Here is a 15858-nt window from a genome sequence, read left to right on the forward strand (position 1 = left end):
CCGCCCGCCGAACGGACCTTTGACATGCCAAGACGCACTGACATCAAGTCGATCCTGATCATCGGGGCCGGCCCCATCGTCATCGGCCAGGCCTGCGAGTTCGACTATTCCGGCACCCAGGCGTGCAAGGCGCTGAAGGAGGAAGGCTTCCGCGTCATCCTGGTCAATTCCAACCCGGCCACCATCATGACCGATCCGGAACTGGCCGACGCCACCTATATCGAGCCGATCACGCCTGAAGTGGTCGCCAAGATCATCGCCAAGGAGCGGCCCGACGCGCTGCTGCCGACCATGGGTGGCCAGACCGCGCTCAACACCGCTTTGTCGCTGCGCCGCATGGGTGTGCTCGAGCGCTACAATGTCGAGATGATCGGCGCCGACGCCACGGCCATCGACAAGGCCGAGGACCGCGCTCTGTTTCGCGAGGCGATGAAGAAGATCGGGCTGGAAACGCCGAAGTCGATGCTGGCCAACGCCACCGACGTCAAGAACACCGACCGCAAGACGCATGAAGCCGAGCGCGCCGCCGTCAAGGCCGAGGCCCCGGCCGATCTCGACGCCGCGCTCGACGCGCTGGAAACCCGCTGGAACCTCGGCGAAGGCGACCGCAAGCAGCGCTACATCAGCCATGGCATGGCGATCGCCGCGCAGGCGCTCGACCATGTCGGCCTGCCCGCCATCATCCGCCCGTCCTTCACCATGGGCGGCACCGGCGGCGGCATCGCCTACAACCGCGCCGAATTCTACGAGATCGTCCAGTCCGGCCTCGACGCCTCGCCGACCACCGAAGTGCTGATCGAGGAGAGCGTGCTCGGCTGGAAGGAGTATGAGATGGAGGTCGTCCGCGACAAGGCGGACAATTGCATCATCGTCTGCTCGATCGAGAACATCGATCCGATGGGCGTGCACACCGGCGACTCGATCACCGTCGCTCCGGCCCTGACCTTGACCGACAAAGAATACCAGATGATGCGCAACGCCTCGATCGCGGTGCTGCGCGAGATCGGTGTCGAGACCGGCGGCTCCAACGTCCAGTTCGCCGTCAACCCGGCCGACGGCCGCCTGGTGGTCATCGAGATGAACCCGCGCGTCTCGCGATCGTCCGCTCTGGCCTCGAAAGCGACCGGTTTCCCGATCGCCAAGATCGCGGCAAAGCTCGCCGTCGGCTACACGCTGGACGAGCTGGAGAACGACATCACCGGCGGCGCCACGCCGGCCTCGTTCGAGCCATCGATCGATTACGTCGTCACCAAGATCCCGCGTTTCGCCTTCGAGAAATTCCCCGGCGCCGAGCCCGTGCTGACCACCGCCATGAAGTCGGTCGGCGAAGTCATGGCCATCGGCCGCACTTTTCAGGAATCGCTGCAGAAGGCCCTGCGTGGCCTCGAAACCGGCCTGACCGGCCTCGACGAGATCGAGATCCCCGGCCTCGGCTATGGTGCCGCGACGGCCAACCATGCCGACGACCGCAACGCCATCCGCGCCGCGCTCGGCACGCCGACCCCCGACCGGCTGCGCATGGTGGCGCAGGCGATCCGCATGGGCACCTCGCTGGAAGACGTGCACGCCATGTGCAAGATCGACCCGTGGTTCCTTGAGCAGATCGCCGGCATCGTGGCCATGGAAGCCCGCATCCGCGAGCACGGCATCCCCGAGGATGCCGTCAACCTGCGCATGCTCAAGGCAATGGGTTTCTCGGACGCCCGCCTCGCGTCATTGACGAAAACAGACGCCGAAGTGATTCAGAAAGCTCGCGAAAAGCTCGCCGTTCATCCGGTTTATAAGCGCATAGACACTTGCGCGGCCGAGTTCGCCTCGCCCACCGCCTACATGTACTCGACATATGAAGTGCCGTTTGCCGGCGCGCTGGCCGACGAGGCGCAGGTCTCGTCGCGCAAGAAGGTCGTCATCCTCGGCGGCGGCCCCAACCGCATCGGCCAGGGCATCGAGTTCGACTATTGCTGCTGCCACGCCGCCTTCGCGCTACGCGACGCCGGCTATGAAGCGATCATGATCAACTGCAACCCGGAGACGGTCTCGACCGACTACGACACGTCGGACCGGCTTTATTTCGAGCCGCTGACGGCCGAAGACGTGCTGGAGATCCTGCGCGCCGAACAGGCCTCGGGCGAGCTGGTCGGCGTCATCGTGCAGTTCGGCGGCCAGACGCCGCTGAAGCTCGCGGATGCGCTTGAAAAGGCCGGCATCCCGATCCTCGGCACCTCGCCCGACATGATCGATCTCGCAGAAGACCGCGACCGCTTCCAGAAGCTGCTGCACAAGCTCGGCCTCAGCCAGCCGAAGAACGGCATCGCCTATTCGGTCGAGCAGGCCCGCCTCGTCGCCGGCGAGCTCGGCTTCCCCTTGGTGGTGCGCCCGTCCTATGTGCTGGGCGGCCGCGCCATGCAGATCATCCATGACGAGGGCATGCTGCAGACCTATCTGCTCGACACCGTGCCCGGCCTGGTGCCGGAGGACATCAAGCAGAAATACCCCAACGACAAGACCGGCCAGATCAACACGCTGCTGGGCAAGAACCCGCTGCTGTTCGACACCTATCTCTCAGGTGCCATCGAGGTCGATGTCGACTGCCTCTGCGACAGCAAGGCGACCTTCGTCTCCGGCATTCTCGAACACATCGAGGAGGCCGGCATCCATTCGGGCGACTCGGCCTGCTCGCTGCCGGTGCACTCGCTGCCTTCCGAGCTGGTCGACGAGCTGGAGCGCCAGACGGCAGCCCTTGCCCGCGCGCTCAATGTCGGCGGGCTGATGAACGTGCAGTATGCGATCAAGGATGGCACGGTCTATGTGTTGGAGGTCAACCCGCGCGCGTCGCGCACCGTACCCTTCGTCGCCAAGACCATCGGCCGGCCGATCGCGAAGATCGCGGCCCGCATCATGGCCGGCGAAAAACTGGAAGACGCCTTCGCCCATTACGGCGCGATGCCTGATCCCCGCAACCCCGGCCACATCGCGGTCAAGGAAGCCGTCTTCCCCTTCGCCCGCTTCCCCGGCGTCGACATATTGCTCGGACCGGAAATGCGCTCGACCGGCGAGGTCATGGGCCTCGACCGCGATTTTGCGCTGGCCTTCGCCAAGAGCCAGTTAGGGGCCGGCGTCGACCTGCCACGCTCCGGCACGCTGTTCGTCTCGGTGCGCGACGAGGATAAGAAGGGCATCTTGCCGGCGGTCAAGCGCCTCGCCGGCCTCGGCTTCAAGGTGCTGGCCACCTCCGGCACCGCCCGCTTCCTCGCCGAAAACGGCGTCGACGCGCAGAAAATCAACAAAGTGCTGGAAGGCCGCCCCCACATAGAAGACGCCATCCGCAACCGCCAGGTGCAGATCGTCTTCAACACGACTGATGGCCAGAAGGCAGTGTCGGACTCAAAATCGCTCCGCCGCGCGACGCTGATGCAGAAGGTGCCGTATTACACGACACTATCGGGTGCTGCTGCTGTGGCGGAAGCGATCGCGGCGCTGAAGGCGGGGAGCCTGGAGGTCAGGCCGCTGCAGGAGTATTTTGCTTAAGCGATTAGCTTTCTTCTCTCCCTTTTAAGGGAGAGAAGGTGCGAGCAGGTAGATGAAGGGCGAAAATCTTGGCAATGGTTATGAAGTCTCCCGACAGACACCGCCCGGCGCTGTTGAGCACAATGTTGACGGCGTGCTCCAAGGACAGAACCCAACATTCCTGTTAGTTTTCCACCGTAAATCAATTGCCCAGCGAGCTCACCACTAGCGTTGTCCCACAATTAGTCTGACAGTCTCAGAATCTTCAGAGGCGGGATTTTAATGCGCATAAGGCGAGTGCACATTCAAAACTTTCGGGGCGTCAGGCTCACGGAATTACCCAATCTGGATGACCTAGTCGTTCTTGCGGGTCAGAACGGCTCAGGAAAATCGTGCGTTTTAGATGCTATTAGGCTCATTAAATCAGTATATGGCGGATATCAGCAAAACGAAGCACATCAATGGTTTGGTGAATTTCAGATCAATTTTTCAAACGATCCTGCTGCTTTTACCTCTCTATTCAACAATCCGAGCGAACCGCTTGTTATTCAAGTCGATATCGAAATTCACGAAGACGAGAGAATTTACCTCAAACAGAATTCTGAAGCGCTGATTACAGATCAGGCGTGGCGAGCTGTCGTACCGGAGCTTTATGGGTGGCGATCATTAAATGCGGCACCCTTCACCGCGCAATTTCGCAGTCGAGAGAAAGAGGTAAGAATACAGGCTGACAAAGATCTAAAATTATTCCGGAAGGAGATAGAACTTAAATTTATAACTGCAAGCATAATCATAGAGCCAAATAAACAACCCCAATTCAATCCATCGAAGGTACTTGAACTCGTATTCAGCACTTTCGACATAAAACATTTTGGCATTATCGACTACCACGGTCCCCATAGATTATATGGAAGAGAGGTCCTAAATTCAATAAACGTAAACCTTGACGCTATAGAAGAACAGAAGAAGCAAAGCACCCTGTACAATTATAACGCAAAAATACAGCAACGTTAAAAGTGAAATGGCGGCTTTGTATGTCAGGGAGGCCCTGTCGGAAAAATCCGGATCTTTCGTAGAAAAAACTAAATCTACGACCGACGTCCTAAAGGAGTTATTTGCGACCTTTTTTCCAGACAAAGAATTTTTAGGACCACAACCCACAGCTAGCGGCAGCTTACGCTTTCCCGTAAAAGTTGGTGGACGAGAGACCCACGATTTAGATGAGTTGAGCTCAGGCGAAAAGGAGATTTTATATGGATACCTTCGCCTCCGTACATCGACTCCAAAGAACTCTGTTATATTACTTGATGAACCAGAACTCCACCTTAACCCGAGACTGACCAGAAATCTTCCAGATTTCTATCATCGCCATCTTGCAAAGGCTCTGGGAAATCAGGTGTGGCTAGTCACACATTCCGACGCGATCCTCCGGGAGAGCGTAGGAAAGGTTGGAGTCTCAGTCTTTCATATTACTCCAAGCGCATACGCGACTGAACATACTAGTCAGGCAACATTGATCCGAGCAGATCAAGACCTTGAACGGGCTGTAATCGATCTAGTTGGAGACCTGGCAGCCTATAACCCTGGCGGTCGGATTGTTATTTTCGAAGGAGAGGAGTCTGATTTCGATCTTCAGATGGCCTCCGAACTTTTTCCTGAATTGCCAAGTAGAGCTAATCTGATATCTGGTTCGAATAAACAGCGCGTGCGAGGACTACATCAGCTATTGGAAAAGATATCCGCCGCTGGAAAATTGCCGACCTCTCAGATATTTTCAATCGTTGATAAAGACTCTGATCAAATTGACAATAAATCAATAAATAACAGACTTTCTTGGGACGCGTATCATATCGAGAACTATCTTATTGAACCTAAATTTTTGCGGATGGTTATGACCGATTTGTTTGGGCATGGAACATCCCTTTCCGAGCAAGACATAGAGGAGGAGTTGAAAAGTTGTGCTGCAGAGACAGTGACATCCTTGGTGGCCCATGAGGTATCCAATTCTGCGAATGTTAAGATCGTTTCAGCACTCAAATTACGTGTTGACCCTCAATCTCCTGATGTTGCTGTGGCTGTAGCGAACTCAATTAAGAGCTATCGTGAACGAATCGACGAACTTGTTTCCGATTCTCTTTCAGATGTTGCCCTCGATGCGCTAGCGAGATCTGTCTCGGATTCCCTTCATGACGATATAAAAACCGGGAAATGGAAGCGATCGTTTCGTGGGCGAGATATTCTGAAGCGTTTTGTCGGAAGGCATGGGAATGGAGTTAGGTACAACCACTTCCGGAACTTGGTGATTTCGAAAATGAGAGACCAAGGACATCGCCCGCCGGGCATGGCTGCGATCCTAGACGAACTGATCGCTCCAAAGCAGCTTGTTGCAGGGGTCTGACTATTCACTGAGGCGGAAAGCAGCGCTATCCAATCTCAAGCCACCGCCACACACTCAATCTCGATATCGAACTCCATCGGCCATGACGCCACCGGCACGAAACTCCGCGCCGGCGGGTTGACGCTGAAGTACTTGGCATAGACCCGGTTGATGGCGTTGTAGAAGCCAGAATTGACGGCGTAGATGCGCACCATCACCACATTGTCCAGCGAGGTGCCGGCCGCTTCCAGGCAATGTTTCAGCGCTTTCAGCGACGCCTCGGTCTGCACCTCGATGTCGCCGCGCACCATCTCGCCGGTCACCATGTCCACCGGCGGCGTCGCCGAGATGAACACGAAGCCGTTGGCCTTCACCGCCGTCGAGCAGGGCAGGCCGAGCGCCCGCACCTTGTCCGACATGACAGGCACTTCGATGATTTCTTTCTTCATGGTGGTTCTCCCTGAGTATGCAGCAGGCTGCCGCGTTAGCGCTAATGAAGCCCCTAACCTTCCCCCCCAAGGGCAGGGCTATCGCATGTGGATTCTTGCGAAGAAGGACCCCCACCCTAACCCTCCCCACAAGGGGGAGGGAACGCTGCCGCGTGCCTTTAAATTCTTCTTTGGCGCCGAAAGACAGACGATTTGCCTAGGTCAGCGCCAACGGAAGTCTCCCTCCCCCTTGTGGGGAGGGGTTAGGGGTGGGGGTCCTCTTCGCAAAAAAACTGTAGGTGACAACCCAGTGCTTCAGGGAGCTTATCCCTGCACTGGCGGAACGCCAGTGCAGGCGCTCGCTCTAATCAGAGAAAACCGATGAACCGTCCGGCGAAAAGCACGGAGGTCCACAGCACCATCGAGAGCACGGCCAGGACGGTCCCACCTGCCGGCTCGTCGCTATCTGTTGCGCGGGAGAAGCGCATGAAGGCGAGGAAGTTGACGCCGGCAACAAGGATGAGTGTCATCTTGGCGAGGAAAATCGGCATTGCCGCATAGGTGCTCGCCTTGACCGAAAACAGCAGCGAGCCTGTGACAAGCGCACCCGCGAACGCCGCCAATGCAATGCGGCGCAGCAGCGCGACGAACGCCGCGTGCGGCAGCGAACGGAAGGCGCCGCAGATCCTGAGGTCCATGAGAACGACGCTGGTCAGCAGCGCGCCGATCGATATGATGTGGAGCGCGTTGACCACGGGGTAGGCGACGAAGGAAGCCTTCAGCCACCGCGCCAAAGCGAGTTGCTCGATACCGGCGAGGAGCTCCGCCATCTAGGCGGGCGGCACACGGTCGGGATAGACATCATACGTCTTCCCATTGACGATGAGGCGCACCGCTTTCATGCGCTTTTCGCTCGCCTCGACCGAGCGATTGCCGATCGCAGTCACCTCGTCGCCGACCTTGGCCACCTCCTCGGTGAAGCCGGCGGCGATGGTGCGGGAGGGCGGCGCCATCTCCACCCGCCAGGCCTCGCCCTCTGCATCGACATCCAGCGTGGCGTGCGGATTACCGATATAGATGGCCGTGATCTTGCCCCTGAGTTCGAAAAACCCGTCCTGCGTCCACGACCAGCCATGATGGGCATAGGCCGCGGTGCCGGCGGCAAGGATCACGGCCGCCGTCAGCGCGACGCCGCGAATTCGGTTGAACTGCATCGCTCGTCTCCTCGGTTCATCCAGAGGCATTCGAGAGTAGGACACAGCACGGCAACGTCAAATCACATCGGGCGAAGACCACTGCCGCCAGGCGCCCGCTCAATCACCAGCGACCTTGCCTTGCTAATGACATCCATGCCCGCCACTCTTGCCTCTCTTGGCCCCACGCTGAAGACCGGGCTCACATCAAAACGAGGCAAACATGAGCAGCATGAGAGACCGTCAGGAAGGCTTCGAAAAGAAGTTCGCGATGGACGAGGAAACGAAGTTCAGGGCCATGGCGCGCCGCAACAAGCTGCTCGGCCTGTGGGCCGCCGAACAGCTCGGCAAATCCGGTGCGGATGCCGACGGCTATGCGAAGGAGGTCGTGCACGCGGATTTCGAAGAGGCCGGCGACAACGATGTGTTCCGCAAGGTCCGCGCGGATTTCGACGCGGCAGGCGTCGCCCAGTCGGATGCTCAGATACGCGCCGCCATGGAAGACCTGCTGGTGAAAGCGGTCGAGCAGATCAGGTCGACCTGAACGCCGCTCATATGGTGCTTGGTTTGCCAACCAGGCGCTCTACGGCGCCCCCCTCTGTCCTGCCGGACATCTCCCCCTCAAGGGGGGAGATTGGCAGCTTTGGCGCCGGCCTTCATCTTGCAACGTTGAAAATTGGCGAAAACAGTGACGACGGCCAATCTCCCCACCTGTGGGGGTTGAGGAGTGGTCCGCGAAGCGGATGGAAAGCCAATTGCTTGGCTTTCCAAATAACGAACGTCCGGCAGGACAGAGGGGGGCGCCGTAGAGCACAGACCTTAAACCGCCGCCTAACCCTGATGCGCGGCCGCCAGTTCCTTCACGTGCTTTTCGTGCATCTGCAGCGTCGGCAGCGTCTTCTTGGCGAATTCCTTCATCGCCGGGTCGTCGCCTGACTTTGCATAGCCGCTGAACAGCGCGACGGCTTCCTTGTGGGCGTTGGTCTGCATTTCGATGTATTTCGCCTGGAACTGATCGCCGCTGGCGCTCTTCAACTCATCGAGCATCTTCTGCTCCTTGGGCTGCAGGGCCGGACCGGACGGCGCTGTGGCCGAGGTTGTCTGGCCTTGGGCAAGCGCCGCCTTGAATTCCTCGCCGGCCTTGGTGTGATCGGCGATCATCTGTTTGGCGAACGCCTTGACGTCGGCGTCGGTCGCCTTCTGCTCGGCGAGCTTGCTGGACTCGATCTCGAACTCATTGGCGCTCGGCACCGTCTTGATGAAGGTCGAAGTGTCGACCTTCGTCGTCGTGGCGAGCGGCGTGGTCGTGGCGGTCGTGTTCGACTGGGCAAAGGCCGGCGCGCCGGCAAGCAATGCTGCTGCGGTCAGAATGGTAAGCGTTTTCATGGCATGTCTCCGGTTGGAATTGTCCCTCGGACAAACCAACGTCGCTTGGGCACTCCGGTTGCAGCTCATGAGGAAGAAGCCTGCGCATGTCGCCTCAATCGCCCCACCGTATCCGTACCTGACTCGAACGCTCGCCGATGCCCTCGTTCGAGCCGGCCATGGGACTCATGTTCCGAAAACTGAAACGCGGCGGCTGACCAGAGCTGCCTTTCAGTGGCAACACGCCTCGCCATATTGCAACTGCTCGTTCCAGTTCGGGCGGCCTTCAGGCGTGAAATCCATCAGGTTCCACAGCGTTTCGCAGGTGCCAAGGGCCGCGTGGGTCCTGGCCCGGCTCCGTCGGTGCGAAATCCAGTTCCGAGCTCCAGAAATGGCGTATGCCGTCGCCGTCGCGGTGGAACACCGACAGCAGCGGGATCTGTGAGCCGTCGGCGGCCTCCGCATTGTAGTCGCGCTTGAAGCTGTTGGAAGCCGAAGACACCAGCCGCATGTTGCGCCAGCCCCGGTCGCGGCCGAGCGTGACCAGGTTTTCGAGCGCGGTCTTGCCCACCACCGCGAAATTGAAGCCGGCGGCCTGGAGATGCCCTACCGCGCCGTCGAACTGATCGAGCAATGCCGTGCAGGACGGACATGGCTGGTCCGGTCGGGCAAGCTTCGCCGTGCCGCCGCTGGTCGCCCCATCGCGCTTCTCCTGCGGGTGACGCGGGAACATCATGTTGTAGAGGATCAGCGTATCCTTGCCCGGCGCGAACAGCTCCGACAGTCTTGTCTTTGCGGGCTTGCCCTGGGCATCCAGTGCGTCGAATTCATAGTCCTGGCGGATCAGCCCGCCCGGCGGCAGCGCGCGCCGGGCCTCGGCGACCTCTTCCATGACGCGGCGCAGCTCGATTTCCTTGCGCAGCAGTTTTTCGCGCGCGGTGCGGTATTTCGCGGATTCGTTTGGAAAGGTGATCATGATCGGCTCCTTCAAGTCGCGGCGCCGGCGTCCCGGCGCGGTTGCTCTGCGACCCAAGGACGTTTGGCGGCGATCGGTCCCGACATTTATTGCGCCTGGTGAGATGTCGTAATACCTGTTCGGGCAGCGCGATCCGGGGAACAATATGCACGACGACGAGATCGATCTGCGCTGCCCGCAAGTGGTGGCCGACAATGCCGCCAAGGGCCTCAGGCTGCGCGGAGAATTCGGCCGCGGCGGCACCGAGATCGGCGTGGCCCGCGCCACCGAGCTGAAGAACCGGGAAAAGCTCGCGCCCTCCACCATCCGCCGCATGGTCAGCTATTTCGCCCGCCACGAGATCGACAAGCGCGGCAGAAACTACGGCAATGAGCAAAACCCTTCGGCCGGCTACATTGCCTGGCTGCTGTGGGGCGGCGACGAAGGCCGCGCCTGGGCGCTGGAGCTCAAGCAGAGGATCGGCAACGCACCGGACATCTGAGCGTTTCGCCCCCTCACCCCTTGACCCCGCCGGCGGTGAGGCCGGAGACGATCTTGCGCTGGAAGATCAGCACCAGCACCACCAGCGGCACCGTGACGATCACCGAGGCCGCCATGATGTTGCCCCAAGGGATCTCGAACTGCGAGTTGCCGGAGAGCAGCGCGATCGCTACCGGCACGGTCCGCTGTGCGTTGCTGGAGGTGAAGGTCAGGGCAAACAGGAACTCGTTCCACGCGCCGATGAAAGCCAGCAGGCCGGTGGTCGCCAGCGCCGGCCACATCAGCGGCAGGAAGACCCACGTGATGATGATCCACGGCGTCGCGCCGTCTAGGATCGCCGCCTCCTCGACCTCGACCGGCAGGTCGCGGACGAAGGTGGTGAGCACCCAGACGGTGAACGGCAAGGTGAAGATCATGTAGGAGAAGATCAGCGCGAACAGCGAATTGTAGAGGCCGAACAGGCGGACCAGTTCGAACAGCCCGGCCAGCAGCGCCACCTGCGGGAACATCGACACCGACAGGATGATGAACAGCAGGGCCGAGCGACCGCGAAAGCGAATGCGCGCCAGCGCATAGGCTGATGTGACGCCGAGCAACAGCGACAACGCGACGACTGCGCCGGAGACGAAGAGCGAGTTCGCGAGGTTGCGCACGAAGCTGCCCTCGGTCAGCACATTCCGGTAATTGGCAAGACGGATCGTCGTCGGCCACAGATCGGCTCGGAACAGGTCGGTCCCCGATTTCAGGCTGGTGACGATGGCGTAGTAGAACGGGAACACGGCGACGAAGACGATGACCGCGACCAGCAGGTAAAAGGCCGTGCGCTTCAGGATCCACATGTCAGCGGCCTCCGTCCAGGCTTATCCGGCCGATCCGGATGGTGACGATGGTGAGCAAAGCGAGGATCAGGAAGAGCAAGGTCGAGGCGGCGGAGCCATAGGCGAACTTGTCGAACTCGAACAGGTTCTCGCGGGCGAACACCGACATCGACTTGGTATGCACATTGTTGGGCGTCAGCACATAGATCAGGTCGAAGATGCGCAGTGCATCGAGCGCGCGGAAGATCACGGCCACCATCAGCGCGGGGCGGATGAGCGGCAAGGTCACCCGCCAGAAGATCTGCCAGGGGTTGGCGCCGTCGAGCCTGGCGACCTCGATGATCTCCCTCGGCAGCATCTGCAGCGCGGCCAGGATGAGCAGCGTCATGAATGGTGTCGCCTTCCAGATATCGACGATAAGGACGGCCGCCATCGCCGTGTCGGCGTCGGCCGTCCAGGCGATCTTGGTGCTGATCAGGCCGAGATTGAGCAGCACGACATTGATGATGCCGAACTGGTCGTTGAGCATCCATTGCCACATCTTCGCCGAGACGATCGTCGGGATCGCCCAGGGGATCAGGATCGCTGCCCTGACGATGCCGCGGCCGGCGAATTCCGCGTTGAGAACCAGGGCAACGATGGTGCCGAGGATGGTCTCGCAGGTCACCGAAATCACTGTGAAACGAACCGTGTTCCAGACGGCACGCCACCAGACCGGATCGACGAGCAACCCGTCATAGAGGGTCCTGCCGCTCGGCATGCTGAACACCGAGAAATAATTGCCGAAGCCGACCCATTGGCGCGCATCGAGATCGGCCAGCGAGGCATCGGTGAAGCTGAAATAGACCGTGCGGGCAAGCGGCCAGCCGGCCGCCGCGGCGAGCACCAGCAGCATTGGCGCCAGGAAAAGCCACGCCGAGCGAACGCGCTGCGCCGTCAACTGCGAGTGCGCGGCTCTGGCTGTTTCCGGTTCCGTCCCTGTCATCTCGCTCCGCTCGTTGCGGTCCCGCCGGGTGGCTGTCCCAGTATCGTCACCAGCCTCGGCCCTTCAACTTGGTCAGCATCGCTTCGAGATCGGCCAGATTGTCGGCGGCAGTGCCGTCGCCCGACAGCGTGTTGTGCACGGCGTTCCAGAACTGGCTCGACGCCTCGTTGTATTTGATCCTGGTCGCGGCCGAGGGGCGCGGCACCGCATCGAGAAAGATCTGCTTCCAGCGCGGAACGATCGGCTGTTGCCTGGCGATGTCGGCATCGTCATACAGCGCCTGGATGGTCGGCAGGTTGGACGTCTTCAGCGTGCGGTATTTCTGCATCGCGGGCGAGGCGATGAACTTGATCAGCTCGATCGCGGCATCCGGATGCTTCGAATATTTGGAGACGGCGAGATTCCAGCCGCCCAGGGTCGCGACCGGTCGGGCGCCCTCGCCCGTGCCGGCCGGCAGCGGCACCACGTCGAATTTGCCCTTGATCGGCGAGCCCTCGCCGTTGCCGAGCGCGTAGGCATAGGGCCAGTTGCGCATGAACACCGCATTGCCTGTCTGCCAGACACCGCGCGATTCCTCTTCCTGGTAGGCGAGCACGCCGGGTGGCGCGATGGTCCCGACCCAGCCCTTGACCATGTCGAGCACCGCCGCCGCTTGGCTGTTGTTGACGGAGATGGTGCCGTCCGGCTCGATGATCTGGCCGCCGCCATTCGACATCACCCATTCGAGCGCGTCGCAGGTCAGCCCCTCATAGGCATTGCCCTGAAAGACGAAGCCCCAGATATCCCGATTGCCAGCCGCACGCTCCTTGTCCATGACCAGCTTGGCGGTGTCGGCCAGTTCCTTCCAGGTGGCCGGCACCTTGGCGCCATATTTGTCGAGGAGATCCTTGCGGTAGTAGAGCGCCGGCGCATCGGTAAAGATCGGCAAGGCGACGAGCTTGCCGTCGACGGTCTGCGACCGGATGATCGACGGGAAATGCTCAGCCACGATATCCTTGGTCGCTGCGGTCAAATCCACGAGCTGGCTGGCGAGTTGCGGCGCCCAGATCACATCCGTCTGGTAGACGTCGATGTCGCTGTTTCCGGCGGCAAGCCAAAGCCGGTACTGGCCGAACTGGTCGGTCCCGGACGCCGGCATGACGACGATGCCGACCTTGTTGCCGCTGTCTTTCTCGTAACGGTCGAGGATCTCGCGCAGCACCTTGATGCCATCGCCGGTATCGCCCGACACGATCGACAGATCGACGGCCCATGCTGGCGTGCCAGCGAGCATGGCAGCGACGCCGACCGCAAGGAATGCGTGAGAAAACGTCATGGTGGTGGATGTCCCTCCGCAGCCGGTGACGGAAAATCCTCCCACGCGCCGGCAGCTTGTCAGGCCCTCACCTCCCATTAAATGCGAAGCGGCGCTTTTGGGTTCCCAAATCATGCCGTTCCTGCGTGGGCGACATGCATCAGGGTGTGTTGAGATTCAGGTCAGGCAACTATGGGTGCTTCGGCCGGCGAAGGCCGGAAGCGCAGGGAACCGTCGCTTGCAGGCGGCATCACCTGAATATCCGCACACCCTAGCCTTCCCAGGCGACAGGCATCATCCCCAGCCGCTCATAGAGCCGGACCGCGGCGGGATTCTCGACCGTGTTGGTCTTGAGGTCGACATGATCGGCGCCGCGTTCGCGAAAAACGGCGAAGGCGTGCCACATCAGCGCTTCGGCAACACCCCTGCCGCGCGCCTCGGGATGAACGGCGAGGTCCTTGACGAAGCCGCGGGTCCAGCACAACGCCGCCGCCGCCAGCCGGCCCTTGGCGTCGATGACGAGGAAGCACAGCGCCGGGTCGAATTCGGGATCGTCCGCGATACGCGGCCACCACTCGTCGAACGGGCCATCGGCGCCATCATCGAACACTTCGGTCAACAGCGCATGCAGGGCGGGCGCGTCCCCGGGCTCGAAGCTGCGCATGACAAAACCCTCCGGCCAATGTGGCGGAACCAGCGTCTCGTCGAGGATTTTGCGCAGCCGGATGTCGTTCAAAGCCGGCGGGCGCGGTTCAGGCATCGCGCTCAGGCGTCGGGCTGCAGGCGGCGGCGCTGGCGGTCGCGGCCAAGGCCGGTCGCCTCGAGCAGGCCCTTGCGCTTGGCGTCGTAATAATAGCCGGTTTGATAGAGCCAGTCGGCCTTCTTGGCGTTGCCGCCGGCCACCAGCCAGGCGCCGCGCAGATATTTCACCGCGTATTTCAGATTGGTATCGGCGTCGAACAGGCCCTTGGCCGGCCCGTCATAGCCCATGCCGCGCGCCGTCGCGTGTTTGATCTGCATCAGTCCCCAATGGCCGTTGTTGTAGGCTTTTGGGTTGAAGGTGCTCTCGCGGTTGACGACATGGCGCACCAGATCCACCGGCACCTGATAGATCGCCGCATATTTCTCGATCAGCCGCTCGACATCGCCACGCACGCCCGTCGCGTGTTCTTCTTGCACGGGCCCTGCCGGGAACTGGACCAGGGCCGCCGGGTTCTGCGGCACGACATAGGCGACCTGCTGGACGCCCGGCATGCGATCGCCCTTGGCGGTTGCCGGTATGACCAGCCCCGCGGTCGTATAGGTCTCGGCCGCCTTGACCGGCTCGCTCGCCTTTGCCGGCGGCGGCGCCTGCCAGGCATTGGCGGTCATCACCGCGGGCACGGCTGGTGCCGCCGGTGTCGATCCGGCAAAAGCGGCGGTCGCGGCAGCCGGCTGTGCGGCGGGATCGAGCGGCAGTTCGGCCGTCTGAGCGGGGGCGATTCCCGATGATTCCGGCAGCACCGAAACCGTCACCGGCAGAGGCACGGTGAAGCCGGCGTCAGTGCCGGCGACGGTCGCTGTTTCGGTGAGAGCAGGCGCGGACTTCATCTGCGAGGTCGACGTGCAGCCGCTGATGCCGGCGGCGGCCAGGATCACGCCGATCGCGATAAGGTTGAGTTTTGCTGGCAAGCCGCGCTCGGGTCCGGTTTGTCGGGTTGTTAAGAAATCCCTTACACCAGCGATTCAGGCCGGGCAATCGGGGCGATCAGGTGGTTTTCGGGTGGCGAGACGCAGGCGGTGGGGCCATATTGTTCCGGATATGTACTGGGACGAATCCCGGATTTCGCCACTTTGCGGGAAGGAGCGCATCATGGTCACGACAGCTTCGATCACGGCCGGCCACGCAGTGTTAGAAACAGTGATCGGTTTGATGGGCATTGCCTGGAGCGAAAAGGGCCTGATCCGGCTCTGCCTGCCCGAACGCAGCCGCGAAGCGGTGGAGCGGCGCCTGCTGCGCCATGGCGGCGTTTCCACCTCCACGGCGCAGCCGCCATGGGTGGTCGAGCTGATCGCAGCGATCAAGGCCTATGCGGCGGGCGAGGACATCGATTTCTCCGCCGTGCCGGTCGATCTCGACGGCGTCGACGATTTCCGCCTCGCCATTTACGACGCGGCGCGAAAACTCTCCTTCGGCGAAACCACCACCTATGGTGAGCTGGCCAAAACCGCCGGCCATGCCGGGCTCGCCCGCGAAACCGGGGCCGCCCTTGGCGCCAATCCGGTGCCGCTGGTCATCCCTTGCCATCGCATCCTTGCCGCCGGCGGCAAGATCGGCGGCTTCTCGGCGCCCGGCGGATCGATCACCAAGGAGAAGATGCTGGCCATGGAAGGCGTGCGCGTCGGCCCGCTGCCACCGGCGCAGGTGTCGTTCGGGTTTTGAACGGCGGCCGGTG

15 protein-coding genes and 1 pseudogene are annotated in these 15858 nt (G+C 61.2%); 6 read left to right on the forward strand and 10 right to left on the reverse strand.

The window, feature by feature from the left end; all coding sequences use genetic code 11:
* The first annotated feature begins 24 nt into the window (after positions 1-24).
* The 3 genes from carB (at position 25) to NKJ04_RS21110 (ending at position 5905) form a co-directional block, all read left to right on the forward strand.
* A complete protein-coding gene (gene carB, locus NKJ04_RS21100; RefSeq protein ID WP_352677297.1) occupies positions 25-3528 on the forward strand; it encodes a carbamoyl-phosphate synthase large subunit in 3504 nt (1167 codons plus the stop codon).
* Between the two features lie 261 nt (positions 3529-3789).
* Positions 3790-4521, forward strand: a complete 732-nt coding sequence (locus NKJ04_RS21105) for an AAA family ATPase (protein ID WP_352677298.1) — start codon at positions 3790-3792, stop codon at positions 4519-4521.
* Positions 4522-4528: 7 nt separating this feature from the next.
* Entirely contained in the window at positions 4529-5905 is a 1377-nt protein-coding gene (locus NKJ04_RS21110) for an AAA family ATPase (RefSeq protein ID WP_352677299.1), read from the forward strand.
* A gap of 35 nt (positions 5906-5940) precedes the next feature.
* Here the strand turns inward: NKJ04_RS21110 and NKJ04_RS21115 are convergent, their stop codons facing one another.
* The 3 genes from NKJ04_RS21115 to NKJ04_RS21125 form a co-directional block, all read right to left on the reverse strand.
* Positions 5941-6333: a RidA family protein gene (locus NKJ04_RS21115; protein WP_292559941.1), complete on the reverse strand. Its 393-nt coding sequence runs from the start codon at positions 6331-6333 to the stop codon at positions 5941-5943.
* Between the two features lie 347 nt (positions 6334-6680).
* Positions 6681-7142, reverse strand: a complete 462-nt coding sequence (locus NKJ04_RS21120) for a hypothetical protein (protein WP_352677300.1) — start codon at positions 7140-7142, stop codon at positions 6681-6683.
* Complete coding sequence (locus NKJ04_RS21125) at positions 7143-7526, reverse strand: DUF6152 family protein (protein ID WP_352677301.1); 384 nt, start codon at positions 7524-7526, stop codon at positions 7143-7145. It lies immediately after the preceding gene.
* 202 nt (positions 7527-7728) lie between these two features.
* On the opposite strand from NKJ04_RS21125, the gene NKJ04_RS21130 reads away from it, so the two are divergent.
* Complete coding sequence (locus NKJ04_RS21130) at positions 7729-8049, forward strand: DUF1476 domain-containing protein (RefSeq protein WP_352677302.1); 321 nt, start codon at positions 7729-7731, stop codon at positions 8047-8049.
* Positions 8050-8336: 287 nt separating this feature from the next.
* Here the strand turns inward: NKJ04_RS21130 and NKJ04_RS21135 are convergent, their stop codons facing one another.
* Complete coding sequence (locus NKJ04_RS21135; RefSeq protein WP_352610397.1) at positions 8337-8891, reverse strand: DUF4142 domain-containing protein; 555 nt, start codon at positions 8889-8891, stop codon at positions 8337-8339.
* Positions 8892-9101: 210 nt separating this feature from the next.
* A pseudogene (locus NKJ04_RS21140) lies at positions 9102-9846 on the reverse strand (DUF899 family protein).
* Between the two features lie 145 nt (positions 9847-9991).
* On the opposite strand from NKJ04_RS21140, the gene NKJ04_RS21145 reads away from it, so the two are divergent.
* Positions 9992-10327 (forward strand): hypothetical protein, encoded by a 336-nt coding sequence (locus NKJ04_RS21145; RefSeq protein ID WP_352610401.1) that lies wholly within the window; start codon positions 9992-9994, stop codon positions 10325-10327.
* Positions 10328-10340: 13 nt separating this feature from the next.
* Here the strand turns inward: NKJ04_RS21145 and NKJ04_RS21150 are convergent, their stop codons facing one another.
* The 5 genes from NKJ04_RS21150 to NKJ04_RS21170 all read right to left on the reverse strand — a co-directional run bounded on the left by NKJ04_RS21150 (position 10341) and on the right by NKJ04_RS21170 (position 15094).
* On the reverse strand, positions 10341-11165 hold the full coding sequence (locus tag NKJ04_RS21150) for a carbohydrate ABC transporter permease (RefSeq protein WP_352677303.1): 825 nt from the start codon (positions 11163-11165) through the stop codon (positions 10341-10343).
* Between the two features lies 1 nt (position 11166).
* Complete coding sequence (locus tag NKJ04_RS21155; RefSeq protein WP_352677304.1) at positions 11167-12129, reverse strand: carbohydrate ABC transporter permease; 963 nt, start codon at positions 12127-12129, stop codon at positions 11167-11169.
* Positions 12130-12175: 46 nt separating this feature from the next.
* Complete coding sequence (locus tag NKJ04_RS21160; protein ID WP_352677305.1) at positions 12176-13444, reverse strand: ABC transporter substrate-binding protein; 1269 nt, start codon at positions 13442-13444, stop codon at positions 12176-12178.
* Between the two features lie 250 nt (positions 13445-13694).
* A complete protein-coding gene (locus NKJ04_RS21165) occupies positions 13695-14183 on the reverse strand; it encodes a GNAT family N-acetyltransferase (protein ID WP_352677306.1) in 489 nt (162 codons plus the stop codon).
* A gap of 5 nt (positions 14184-14188) precedes the next feature.
* On the reverse strand, positions 14189-15094 hold the full coding sequence (locus NKJ04_RS21170) for a transglycosylase SLT domain-containing protein (protein ID WP_352677307.1): 906 nt from the start codon (positions 15092-15094) through the stop codon (positions 14189-14191).
* A gap of 181 nt (positions 15095-15275) precedes the next feature.
* Between NKJ04_RS21170 and NKJ04_RS21175 the strand changes: the two genes are divergently transcribed.
* Complete coding sequence (locus tag NKJ04_RS21175; RefSeq protein ID WP_352677308.1) at positions 15276-15845, forward strand: methylated-DNA--[protein]-cysteine S-methyltransferase; 570 nt, start codon at positions 15276-15278, stop codon at positions 15843-15845.
* Positions 15846-15858 lie beyond the last annotated feature (13 nt).

This window comes from Mesorhizobium sp. M0618, from assembly GCF_040320765.1.
Taxonomy (GTDB): Bacteria; Pseudomonadota; Alphaproteobacteria; order Rhizobiales; family Rhizobiaceae; genus Mesorhizobium.